The following is a 12,463-nucleotide window of genomic DNA, read 5'->3' on the forward strand; positions in this document are numbered from 1 at the left end:
ATTTCGGTAGTCGGCCAGACATAGGCTGACACCCTTGCATAGAGAATTCCCATGCAAACTTTTTTTATCGCCCCCACCGATTTTGGCGTGGGTCTGACCTCCATCAGCCTCGGGCTGGTGCGCACGCTTGAACGCGCCGGGCTGAAAGTCGGCTTCTTCAAACCGATCGCCCAGCCACATCCGGGCGACACCGGCCCTGAACGTTCCACCGAACTGGTGGCGCGCACCCATGGCTTGAAACCGCCACAACCGTTGGGACTGGCGCACGTCGAACGCATGCTCGGCGACGGTCAGCTCGACGAACTGCTCGAAGAAATCATCGCCCTGTATCAGCAAGCGGCGGTCGGCAAAGACGTGCTGGTGGTCGAAGGCATGGTGCCGACCCGCAGCGCCAGTTACGCCGCGCGGGTCAATCTGCACCTGGCCAAGAGTCTGGATGCCGAGGTGATTCTGGTCTCGGCGCCGGAAAACGAAGTGCTCGCCGAGCTTTCTGGCCGTGTCGAGCTTCAGGCTCAATTGTTCGGTGGCCCGAAAGATCCGAAAGTCCTCGGGGTGATCCTCAACAAGGTCAAGACCGACGAGAGCATGGACGCCTTCGCCACGCGTCTGAGGGAGCATTCGCCGTTGCTGCGCAGCGGTGATTTCCGCTTGCTTGGCTGCATCCCGTTTCAGCCGGAACTCAATGCGCCACGCACCCGAGACGTCGCCGACCTGATGGGCGCGCAAGTGCTCAACGCGGGCGACTACGAAACCCGGCGCATGAGTAAAATCATCATTTGCGCACGAACCATGCGCAACACCGTCGAGCTGCTCAAGCCCGGCGTGCTGGTGGTGACGCCGGGCGATCGCGACGACATCATCCTCGCCGTCAGTCTTGCGGCGATCAACGGCGTGCCGCTGGCCGGCCTGCTGCTGACCAGTGACACCCTGCCCGACCCGCGCATCATGGACCTGTGCCGGGGCGCGTTGCAGGCCGGTTTGCCGGTGTTGTCGGTGAGCACCGGCTCGTACGACACCGCCAATCTGCTCAATGGCCTGAACAAGGAAATTCCGATTGATGACCGCGAGCGCGCGGAGATCATCACCGATTTCGTCGCCAGCCACCTCGACGCCAACTGGCTGCATCAGCGCTGCGGTACGCCTCGGGAGATGCGCCTGTCGCCGGCGGTGTTCCGCTATCAATTGATCCAGCGTGCGCAAGCGGCGAACAAGCGCATCGTGCTGCCCGAAGGCAGCGAGCCGTTCACCGTGCAAGCAGCGGCAATCTGTCAGGAACGCGGCATCGCCCGCTGCGTATTGCTGGCCAAACCCGAAGACGTCGAAGCGGTCGCCCGCGCCCAAGGCATCGTGCTGCCGCCGGGTCTGGAAATCCTTGACCCGGACCACATCCGCGAGCGTTACGTCGAACCGATGGTGGCCCTGCGCAAAAGCAAAAGCCTCAACGCACCGATGGCCGAGCAGCAACTGGAAGACACCGTGGTGATCGGCACCATGATGCTGGCGCTGGACGAGGTCGACGGCCTGGTCTCCGGGGTGATCAACACCACCGCCAACACCATCCGCCCGGCTCTGCAACTGATCAAGACCGCGCCGGGCTGCACGCTGGTGTCGTCGGTGTTCTTCATGCTCTTTCCGGAAGAGGTGCTGGTCTACGGCGACTGCGTGATGAACCCGCACCCGAGCGCCGCGGAACTGGCCGAGATCGCCCTGCAAAGCGCTGACTCGGCGGCCGCATTCGGCATCACCCCACGGGTGGCGATGATCAGCTATTCCAGCGGCGAATCGGCGCGCGGTGAAGAAGTCGAGAAAGTCCGCGAGGCGACCCTGCTCGCCCATGAGCAACAAAACTCGCTGTTGATCGACGGCCCGTTGCAGTACGACGCCGCCGCCAACGCCGACGTCGCCCGGCAACTGGCGCCGAACAGTCAGGTCGCCGGGCGCGCCACGGTGTTTGTGTTCCCCGATCTGAACACCGGCAACACCACGCACAAAGCCGTGCAGCGCAGCGCAGATTGCGTCAGCCTCGGGCCGATGCTGCAAGGCCTGCGCAAACCGGTGAACGACCTGCCGCGCGGCGCGCAAGTCGATGACATCGTCTACACCATCGCGCTCACCGCGATTCAAGCCGCCAACCGACCTATGGATGTGTAAATGCTGGACTTTCTCCCTGCACCGTTGCGCGGCGTGATCGCCTCGCTGCTGTTGGCGCTCAACACGATTCTGCTGTGCTCGTTCCTGTTCTGCGTGGCGCTGGTCAAGGCCCTGCCGTTTGCCTTTACCCAGCGCATTGCCGGTTGGCTGATGAGCCACACTCACGAGACGTGGATCAGCAACAACAAGGGCTGGATGAATCTGGTACGGCGCACCCGCTGGCACGTCAGCGGCCTGCAAGGTCTCGACTATCAGCACTCGTACCTGATCACCAGCAACCACCAGAGCTGGGTGGATATTCTGGTGCTGCAATACGTGCTCAACCGCAAGATTCAGCCGCTGAAGTTCTTCCTGAAGCAGGAGCTGATTTGGGTCCCGGTAATCGGGCTGGCGTGGTGGGCGCTGGGCTTTCCGTTCATGAAGCGCTACTCCAAGGCGTATCTGGAAAAACACCCGGAGAAGAAAGGCAAGGACCTGGAAACCACGCGCAAGACCTGCGCGAAATTCCGCCATAACCCGGTGGGAATTTTCAACTTCGTCGAAGGCACACGCTTCACCGAAGGCAAGCATGCGCAGCAGCAGTCACCGTTCAAATACCTGCTCAAGCCCAAGGCCGGCGGGATCGCCTTTGTGCTGGATGCGATGGGCGAACAGCTGGAGTCGATCGTCAACGTGACGATTCATTACCCGGCCGGGCGTCCGGGGTTCTGGGATTTGCTCTGCGGCAATGTGCGTGATGTGGTGGTGCATTTTGAAGAAATCAAAATCCCGCCGGCCTTCATCGGCAAGAACTACGATCAGGACGGCGAGTATCGATTGCAGTTCCAGGGCTGGATCAATCAGCTGTGGCTGGACAAGGATGCGTTGCTGGAGCAGATGCATCGCCAATATCCAGGTCACCAATAACCCCCTGTGGGAGCGAGCCTGCTCGCGAAAGCGGTGGATCAGCATACAAAGATGTTGAATGAGATAAAGCTTTCGCGAGCAGGCTCGCTCCCACAGTTGATCGTTCCCACGCTCCGCGTGGGAACGATCACCCGGCACAAAAAAAGCCCGCCGATGATCACTCACCGGCGGGCTTTTTCTTGCCGCTTGCAGCTAGAAGCTTGTCGCTGCTTCCACCTTAGATCGCACCACGCTGCCGCAACAGCTCCAGCACTTGCTTGACGCTTTCTTCCAGACTCAGCGACTGCGTGTCGATCACCAGATCGGCATTGAGCGGCACGTCGTACGGGAAGGATTCGCCCGGGATATTGTCGCCGCCAGCAGCGTACAGCCCTTGCGGATCACGCTCGGCGCACACGGTCGGCGAGGCCTGCACGTAGACCGTCAGCAAGCGATCCTTGCCGATCAGTTCCTTGGCCTGCTCGCGACCTTCGGCACTTGGCGCGACGAACGCGGCCAGGGTCAGCAGCCCCGCTTCGTTGAACTGACGCGCCACGTGGGCGGCACGACGCCAGTTCTCGGTACGCCCGGCGCGATCCTGTGGCAGACCTTTGTTCAAGTCATGACGCAGGTTCTGGCCATCGAGTACAAACACCGCGCGGCCCATGTCGAACAGCTTGCGCTCGACCGCATACGCCAGGGTGCTTTTGCCCGCGCCGGACAGGCCGCTGAACAGCACGGTGGCCGGTTGCTGGCCGAAGCGCTGGGCACGTTCTTCGGTCGCCACGTGGGCCAATTTGCCGTGGTGGGTGGCGGTGCCATGGGCCACTGGCTGAGCGACGATCATGCCGGCGCCAACGGTGCCGTTGGTCAGGCGATCGATGACGATGAATGCGCCGGTGGTGCGGTTGCTTTCGTAACCGTCGAGGGCGATCGGCGCGTCGAGCGCGATCTTCACCTTGCCGATTTCGTTGAGCTGCAACGCGCTCGCCGGGCCTTCTTCCAATGTGTTCACGTCGACCTTGTTGACGATGCTGGCGATCGAGCCCGGCACGTAACTGGTGGCGCGTTTGATGTCGTATTTCTTGCCCGGCAGCATCGGCTCTTCAGCCATCCACACCAGCATCGCTTCGAAGCTGTCGGTCACCGGCGGCACGTTGTCGGCATGCACCAACAGGTCGCCACGGGAGATATCGATTTCGTCTTCCATGGTCAGGGTTACCGCCTGACCTGGGCCGGCGTGCTCCAGTTCACCTTCGAAGGTGACGATGGATTTCACCCGGCTGCTCTTGCCCGACGGCAGCACCACGACTTCGTCGCCCTTGTGCACGATGCCGCTGGCCAGGGTGCCGGCGAAACCACGGAAATTCAGGTTCGGACGGTTGACGTACTGCACCGGGAAACGCAGATCGGTGAAGTTGCGATCGCCCGCCACTTCCACTGTCTCGAGGATTTCCATCAGCGACTGGCCGGTGTACCACGGCGAGCGCTCGGACTTGTTCACCACGTTGTCGCCTTTAAGGGCAGACATCGGCACGAAGTGCATGCTGGTCGGCTTCATCTTCAAGCCTTCGGCGAACTTCAGATAGTCAGCTTTGATCGACTCGAACACGCCTTCGTCGAAGTCCTTCAAGTCCATCTTGTTGATGGCGACGACGATGTGCTTGATGCCCAGCAACGAAGCAATGAAGCTGTGACGACGGGTCTGGGTCTGCACGCCGTAACGGGCGTCGACCAGAATGATCGCCAGGTCACAGGTGGACGCACCGGTGGCCATGTTGCGGGTGTACTGCTCATGGCCGGGGGTGTCGGCGATGATGAATTTGCGCTTGGCGGTGGAGAAATAGCGGTAAGCGACATCAATGGTGATGCCCTGCTCACGCTCGGCCTGCAGGCCGTCGACCAGCAACGCCAGGTCGATGTCGTCACCGGTGGTGCCGGATTTTTTCGAATCGCGGGTGATCGCTTCGAGGTGATCTTCATAGATCATTTTCGAGTCGTGCAGCAGGCGCCCGATCAGGGTGCTCTTGCCGTCATCGACGTTACCGCAGGTCAAAAAGCGCAGCAGCTCTTTACGTTCGTGCTGGCCCAGGTAGGCGAGGATGTCCTCGCTGATCAAATCAGAAACATGCGACATGACAGCCCCTTAGAAATAGCCTTGACGTTTTTTGTCTTCCATCGAGCCTGCGCCATCGTGGTCGATGACCCGGCCCTGGCGCTCGGAAGTTCGCGTCAGGAGCATTTCCTGAATGATGTCCGTCAGGCTTTCGGCCTCGGACTCCACCGCGCCCGTCAACGGGTAGCAGCCAAGGGTGCGGAACCGCACTTTCTTTTTCACGATGCGCGCTTTGTCTTCGTCGGACAGGTGCTCGAGGATGCGCTCGTCGTCGATCATGATCAGCGTGCCGTTCTTCTCGATCACTTCGCGTTCGGCGGCGAAGTACAGGGGCACAATCGGAATGCCTTCGAGATAGATGTACTGCCAGATGTCCAGCTCGGTCCAGTTCGACAACGGGAATACACGGATGGATTCGCCCTTGTTGACCTTGCCGTTGTAGACGTTCCACAGCTCCGGACGCTGGTTTTTCGGGTCCCAGCGGTGCTTGCTGTCACGGAACGAGTACACGCGCTCTTTGGCGCGGGATTTCTCTTCATCGCGACGGGCGCCGCCGAACGCTGCGTCGAAACCATGCTTGTCGAGTGCCTGTTTCAGGCCTTCGGTTTTCATGATGTCGGTGTGCTTGGCGCTGCCGTGGGTGAACGGGTTGATGTTCTGCGCCACGCCATCGGGGTTGATGTGGGTAATCAGGTCCAGTCCCAAGTCTTCGACCATCTTGTCGCGGAACTTGTACATTTCCTGGAATTTCCAGCGGGTGTCGACGTGCATCACCGGAAACGGCAGTTTGCCCGGGAAGAACGCCTTGCGTGCCAGGTGCAGCATCACGGCGGAGTCTTTACCGATGGAGTACAGCATCACCGGGTTATCGAACTCGGCGGCCACCTCGCGGATGATGTGGATGCTTTCCGCCTCCAGCTGTTTCAGATGCGTCAGTTTGTCGACCATGGCTACTCACGAAAGCTTTCTTATGAACGGCCAGCGGGCCGTGTTCGAGCGAGGAATCCTAGCACAGCGACCTCTTCTAATCAGGACGCCAACTAGATCGAAAGGGTATATGAATATGCCCACCAGTTCGGCCGTCAGGGCCGAACGTGGGAGCGAGCCTGCTCGCGAAGGCGGAGTGTCAGGCACCTTGTATTGAAGGTCTGACGCCTTCGCGAGCAGGCTCGCTCCCACAGGAGTTTGCGGTGAGCTCAGATCGGGTTGGGGCAATCGATGAAGATGTGCTCAAGGGCAAAGCGCTTCGCCAGATACTCGCCCAGCGCCTGCACGCCATAGCGTTCGGTGGCGTGATGGCCGGCGGCGATGAAGCTGATGTCGTTTTCCCGCGCACTGTGGAAAGTCTGCTCGGAGGCCTCGCCACTGATGAACAGATCGACCCCCGCCGCCACGCCCTGATCGATATAACCCTGGCCGCCGCCGGTGCACCAACCGACGCGGCGGATCATGCCGCTGCCTTCGATCAGCAGCGGCTCGCGGCCCATGACTTCCTGCACCTTGCGCGCGAAATCCCGCGCAGTCATCGGCTCATTCAGCGAACCGACCAGCCCGACGACTTTCGGGTTGCTCGGGTCGAGCGGCCCTTCGACAGTGATGTCGAGCTGACGCGCCAGTTGCACGTTGTTGCCGACGTCCGGGTGCAGATCCAGCGGCAGGTGATAGGCGAGCAGACTGATGTCGTGCTTGAGCAAGGTCTTCAAGCGGCGCTGTTTCATGCCGGTGACGCAAGGATTTTCGCCTTTCCAGAAATAACCGTGGTGGACCAGGATCAGGTCGGCCTCGGCTTCGACGGCGGCGTCCAATAAAGCCTGGCTGGCGGTGACGCCACTGACGATGCGCATCACTTGCGGGCGGCCTTCGACCTGTAATCCGTTGGGGCAATAATCGGCAATTTTTGCACTGCCCAGGTAACGGTCGGCTTCTTCGACGAGGGTGCTGAGGGCAACGGCCATGAAAGACTCCTAAATATCCCGTTCAGAGGCGCGCGCGGCCTCGTATAATGCGCGACATTATGGGCGGTCTGACCTCGCCTGCAACCTTTCCAGGAACGTGCTTAATGCTCAAGGCGCTGCGTTTTTTTGGCTGGCCGCTGTTGGCCGGCGTGCTTATCGCTCTGTTGATTATTCAGCGTTACCCCGAGTGGGTCGGGCTGCCGAGCCTCGACGTCAATCTGCAACAGGCGCCACAGACCACGATCGTGCAACAGGGGCCGGTGTCCTATGCGGATGCGGTGGGCATCGCCGCGCCGTCGGTGGTCAACCTGTACACCACCAAGGTCATCAACAAACCGGCGCATCCCTTGTTCGAGGATCCGCAGTTCCGCCGCTTCTTCGGTGACAATTCGCCGAAACAGAAGCGCATGGAATCGAGCCTCGGTTCCGGGGTAATCATGAGCCCGGAAGGCTACATCCTCACCAACAACCACGTCACCAGCGGCGCCGACCAGATTGTCGTGGCGCTGAAGGATGGTCGCGAGACGCTGGCCCGCGTGATCGGCAGCGATCCGGAAACCGACCTCGCTGTTCTGAAAATCGATCTGAAAAACCTTCCGGCAATCACCGTCGGCCGCTCCGACAGCATTCGCATCGGTGACGTCGCGCTGGCCATCGGCAACCCGTTCGGCGTCGGTCAGACCGTGACCATGGGCATCATCAGCGCCACCGGCCGCAATCAGCTGGGGCTGAACAACTACGAAGACTTCATCCAGACCGATGCGGCGATCAACCCGGGCAACTCCGGCGGTGCGCTGGTCGATGCCAACGGCAACCTCACCGGCATCAACACGGCGATCTTTTCCAAGTCCGGCGGCTCGCAAGGGATCGGTTTTGCCATCCCGGTGAAACTGGCGATGGAAGTGATGAAGTCGATCATCGAGCACGGCCAGGTGATTCGTGGCTGGCTGGGCATCGAAGTACAACCGCTGACTCAGGAGCTGGCGGAGTCGTTTGGCTTGTCCGGGCGTCCGGGGATTGTCGTCGCCGGAATCTTCCGTGACGGCCCGGCGCAGAAAGCCGGCCTGCAACTGGGCGATGTGATTCTGAGCATCGATGGCGAGCCGGCCGGCGATGGTCGCCGCTCGATGAACCAGGTGGCGCGGATCAAACCGACCGACAAGGTGACGATTCAGGTCATGCGCAACGGCAAGGAACTGAAGCTGACGGCTGAAATCGGCCTGCGTCCACCGCCGGCACCGGTGAAAGAAAAAGAAGAGTAAAAATGTTTTCGCGCCAGTGGCGCGAATAGCAGACATTCTCAACAGGCATGTTATATTGTTTCAATTCTAGCAATTGGAACAACATAACATGTCGTCTCGCAAAAAGGCCTCGCTGTTGGGCCTGACTCTGGGTTTGCTCTGCGATCCCGCCTTCGCCGATGAGCCTCAGCCCGTTGAGCTGGAAGCCATCAGCGTCACTTCCGACTACGAATCCCCGACCGGCCCGGTCAGCGGTTATCGCGCGACTCGCTCCGCCAGTGCGACCAAAACCGACACGGCGATTCGCGATATCCCACAAGCCATCAGCGTCGTTCCGGCCAGTGTACTCTCGGATCTGGGCAGCAGCAGCGTCGAACGTGCGCTGGATTTTGCCGGCGGCGTGTCGAAGCAGAACAACTTCGGCGGCCTGACCCTGTACGAATACAGCGTGCGCGGCTTCACCACGTCCGAGTTCTACAAGGACGGCTTCAGTGCCAATCGCGGTTATCCGAGTACGCCAGATGCGGCCAATATAGAGCGCATCGAAGTGCTCAAGGGCCCGGCCGCCAGCCTGTACGGCCGGGGCGATCCCGGCGGTACGGTGAACATCGTCACCAAAAAACCGCAGCCCGAAGCGTTCACCACTCTGCAGACCAGCGCCGGCAGTTGGGACCGCTATCGCACCGCGCTGGACGTCAACACGCCCCTCGATGATCAGGGCAATGTGCTCTCGCGCATCAACTTCGCCGTAGAAGACAACAAAAGCTTTCGCGACCACGTCGACAGCCAGCGGGTGTTCGTCGCGCCTTCGATCAGTTGGCAGTTGAACCCGGACACCTCGCTGCTGGTGGAGAGCGAAATCGTCCGTCACAACTCGACGTTCGATCGTGGCGTCGTGGCGCCGAACAACAAATGGAGCGGCGTATCGCGCTCGACGTTCTTGGGCGAGCCCAACGACGGCAACATCGACAACCACAACAACCTGCTCCAGGCCACTCTTGAACACCATCTGAACGACAGCTGGAAACTGCGCCTGGCCAGCCACTACAAGGAAGGCAAGCTCTGGGGCGACGCCTCGGAACAACGAGCACTGAACGCCGACGACCATACGGTCAACCGCCGCTTGCGCGAACGCGACACGAGTTGGCACGACAGCATCATCCAACTGGAACTGCGCGGTCTGTTCGACCTCGGCCCGTGGCAGCATGAATTGCTGGTGGGCACCGAGTACGAGAATTACCGCAAGGACGAACGCGTCACCACCGTCGCCGGCGGCCCCTACGCCATCGACATCTATAAGCCGGTTTACGGCCAGCCGAAACCCAATGGCGTACGCTCGGGCACCGACTTCTTCGAACACGTCGAAAGTCATGCGCTGAATCTGCAGGACCAGATCATCTTCACCGACAAGCTGCGCGGCATGGTCGGCGCGCGCTTCGAGCATTTCGATCAGCGCATCGACGATCACAGCCGCAACGCCAAAAGCCAGCAGCGCCACGACGCGCTGACTCAACGCGCCGGCCTGCTCTATGAGCTCACGCCGAACACCGGCCTGTTCGCTAACGCCTCGACCTCGTTCAAACCGAACAACGGCCTGGATGCCTCCGGCAAATCCTTCGACCCGGAAGAAGGTGTCGGTTACGAAGTGGGGATCAAGAACGAACTCTTCGATGAGCGGGTGAGCAGCACCCTCGCCTTCTTCCACATCGACAAGGAAAACGTTCTCGCCCTCGATCCGGGCACCGACACCAGTCGCGCCATGGGCAAGGCGCGCAGTCAGGGTTTCGATTGGCAAGTGAGCGGCCAGGTGACCGACGCGATACGGGTCATCGGCGCCTTCGCCTACATCGACGCCGAGGTGACCAAGGGCGACGCGACCATTCCTACCGGCAGCCGCATCCTCGGCGTGGCCAAACGCAGCAGCAGTCTGCTGGGCGTCTATGAATTTCAGGATGGCCGTCTGCGCGGTTCAGACGTCGGCGCAGCGTTCACTTACGTCGGCGATCGCTCGGGCGAATCCGGCAGCGACTTCGAATTGCCGGCCTACCAGACCGTGGATTTGCTCGCACATTACAAGGCCAGCGACACCGTCACGGTCGGCCTGAATCTGAACAACATCTTCGACGAAAAATACTACGAGCGCTCCTACAGCAACTACTGGGTCAACCCCGGCGAGCCGCGCAATTTCACCGTCAGCCTGACACTCAACCTGTAAAAGGACGTCACCATGCACTACGGCAAATCCCTTCTGCTCATCGCTGCGCTCTTCACCGGGCAAGTGTCGGCCCACGGCCTGTGGACAGAGGAACGACGCGGCAACATCGAAGTGGTCTACGGTCACGGCGCCGAAGACAACGCCTTCAAGGCACAAAAAATCAGCGGTGCCTGGGCTTATGACGCAAGCGGCAAAATGATCCCGGTCAGCGTCGAGCGCCTGGCCGATCATGCCCGTTTGAAACCATTGAAGCCGCCGGCGGTGATGGCCGTGGCGCTGAATAATGGCATGTGGTCGCAGACGGCGGACAAGAAGTGGATCAACGAAGGACGCAGCAAAGTGCCCGGCGCCACCGAGGCCACGCAGACCTTCAAGTACAGCCTGGCCATCTATCAGCCGGGGGCGAAATTGCCGAATCTGGACCAGATCAAACTGCTGATCCTGCCGGAGGTCGATCCGCTGACGGTCGGGCCGGGCAAATCGTTACCGGTGCAGGTGCTTCTCGATGGCAAACCGGCGGCAGGGGTGAAGTTGATTGGCGACTATCGCAGCGCGCCAAACACCCTGAGCACCGAGACCGACAAGGATGGGCGTGCGCAGGTGCTGGTGCGTAATGAAGGGTTGAATGTGATTGCGGCGCAGGTTGAAGTGCCGGTGAAGGACAGTGTGGATGTGGACAGTCGTGGGTTGTTCAGTTCGCTGACGTTCCTTGGTGAAGCGCATCATGAATAGTTAACATAAGTTCCGCGGGATACGCTCTTGCTCGCGATAGCGCCCCATGAATAGCGATTCGCTTATGGCGCATCGTGAGCAAGTTTTCTCGATCAAATCTCCTGACTATTACTCCTGCAAATGAACAACACATGAAACAAAAAGACAGAACGACCGTTAGATCTGATAGCACCTCGGATTATTAGCGATCCTCAACCTCTTCTATCCTCAAGAAAATCAGGGCAGCCGGAAAAGCTTACAAACAATTTCACACCAGCAAATGTAAATCTACTATCCCAAATAAAAATCAGGCACACAGAGTTCAGGAAGATTTGAATTTAATAAAGCCTAATCAACATCAAGCATGGTAACGATTGTGGAATGGATTCCCGTTCTATCTGTCAAGATCTGGAATTCTCTTCGGTGCAGATCTTATGTATCGCCCCGGACCATGAATCAACGCCTGATCCTGCAACGCCGTGCCCACGACATCCGCAAAGCTGCGCGTTCCGATCCTGATTGAAGTGCCACGCGATTATTTCCCGCTCGGGCAATTTAGCACCTCTCCAAAATTCAATGCATTCATATAGCCTCATATAACCAAACGAAACTAAACACCAAAAGAAAGATTCTAAAAACCTGTCAGATATGACAGTAGATAAACTATAAGTAGTTGACTAACTTTAGGCTTCCCTTAATCGCGCAAAAGAGAAACAAAAAAATGAAAACTCGCAACTCCCAAACAAACGGAGATGTCGTGACACCTGCCAAGAGTCATATCAAATTTACCAGACTTAAAGAACAGCACAAATTCGTACAAGTCGAACACGTACGATACGCTAGTGGAAACGGAGGTGAAAGCATTGCTTTTGTTGGCAGATTGGACAATACATACTTTGTAGTGTCCCTTCCCGTAAACCCGCAAGAAGGTAAACACGAATATCGAATTTACGAAGACTATCCAGAAAATTACTCGATATTCGGATATTTTTTTGGAAATAATGGAAGCCAAAGTTACGAGGTGCACACCAATGGCACCTTGAATTTGACACTTTCCACCGACATGAAAAAAGCATCTGGCACGTTCAAATTCACTGACGTTGATAACGAATCTGTTACTGGCGATTTTGATATTGCATGGTAATAAAAGACAAACTTACCCACCTACCGAAACAGCGTGAATTCAACA

The 12,463-nt window shown here is 58.9% G+C and carries 9 protein-coding genes; 6 read left to right on the top strand and 3 right to left on the bottom strand.

Features of this window, described 5'->3' with window-relative positions; genetic code table 11:
* Window positions 1-51: 51 nt before the first annotated feature.
* Complete coding sequence (gene pta, locus KVG87_RS20335; RefSeq protein WP_217852308.1) at window positions 52-2,151, top strand: phosphate acetyltransferase; 2,100 nt, start codon at window positions 52-54, stop codon at window positions 2,149-2,151.
* Window positions 2,152-3,057 (top strand): 1-acylglycerol-3-phosphate O-acyltransferase, YihG family, encoded by a 906-nt coding sequence (gene yihG / locus KVG87_RS20340; RefSeq protein ID WP_217852311.1) that lies wholly within the window; start codon window positions 2,152-2,154, stop codon window positions 3,055-3,057.
* A 217-nt stretch (window positions 3,058-3,274) separates the two neighbouring features.
* Here yihG and cysN read toward each other — a convergent pair whose 3' ends face one another.
* The 3 genes from cysN to KVG87_RS20355 form a co-directional block, all read right to left on the bottom strand.
* Entirely contained in the window at window positions 3,275-5,173 is a 1,899-nt protein-coding gene (cysN, locus tag KVG87_RS20345; protein WP_042608740.1) for a sulfate adenylyltransferase subunit CysN, read from the bottom strand.
* Window positions 5,174-5,182: 9 nt separating this feature from the next.
* On the bottom strand, window positions 5,183-6,100 hold the full coding sequence (cysD, locus tag KVG87_RS20350; RefSeq protein WP_016771664.1) for a sulfate adenylyltransferase subunit CysD: 918 nt from the start codon (window positions 6,098-6,100) through the stop codon (window positions 5,183-5,185).
* A gap of 248 nt (window positions 6,101-6,348) precedes the next feature.
* Window positions 6,349-7,107, bottom strand: a complete 759-nt coding sequence (locus KVG87_RS20355) for a Nif3-like dinuclear metal center hexameric protein (RefSeq protein WP_024011629.1) — start codon at window positions 7,105-7,107, stop codon at window positions 6,349-6,351.
* Window positions 7,108-7,211: 104 nt separating this feature from the next.
* Here KVG87_RS20355 and algW point away from each other — a divergent pair, with 104 nt between their 5' ends.
* The 4 genes from algW (at window position 7,212) to KVG87_RS20375 (ending at window position 12,418) form a co-directional block, all read left to right on the top strand.
* On the top strand, window positions 7,212-8,369 hold the full coding sequence (algW, locus tag KVG87_RS20360; RefSeq protein ID WP_016770590.1) for a Do family serine endopeptidase AlgW: 1,158 nt from the start codon (window positions 7,212-7,214) through the stop codon (window positions 8,367-8,369).
* Window positions 8,370-8,457: 88 nt separating this feature from the next.
* Entirely contained in the window at window positions 8,458-10,563 is a 2,106-nt protein-coding gene (locus KVG87_RS20365; protein WP_217852313.1) for a TonB-dependent siderophore receptor, read from the top strand.
* A gap of 12 nt (window positions 10,564-10,575) precedes the next feature.
* Complete coding sequence (locus tag KVG87_RS20370; protein WP_217852316.1) at window positions 10,576-11,295, top strand: DUF4198 domain-containing protein; 720 nt, start codon at window positions 10,576-10,578, stop codon at window positions 11,293-11,295.
* 700 nt (window positions 11,296-11,995) lie between these two features.
* On the top strand, window positions 11,996-12,418 hold the full coding sequence (locus KVG87_RS20375) for a hypothetical protein (RefSeq protein ID WP_217852318.1): 423 nt from the start codon (window positions 11,996-11,998) through the stop codon (window positions 12,416-12,418).
* The last annotated feature ends 45 nt before the right edge of the window (window positions 12,419-12,463 follow it).

This window comes from Pseudomonas siliginis, from assembly GCF_019145195.1.
In the GTDB taxonomy this organism is placed as follows: Bacteria; Pseudomonadota; Gammaproteobacteria; order Pseudomonadales; family Pseudomonadaceae; genus Aquipseudomonas; species Aquipseudomonas siliginis.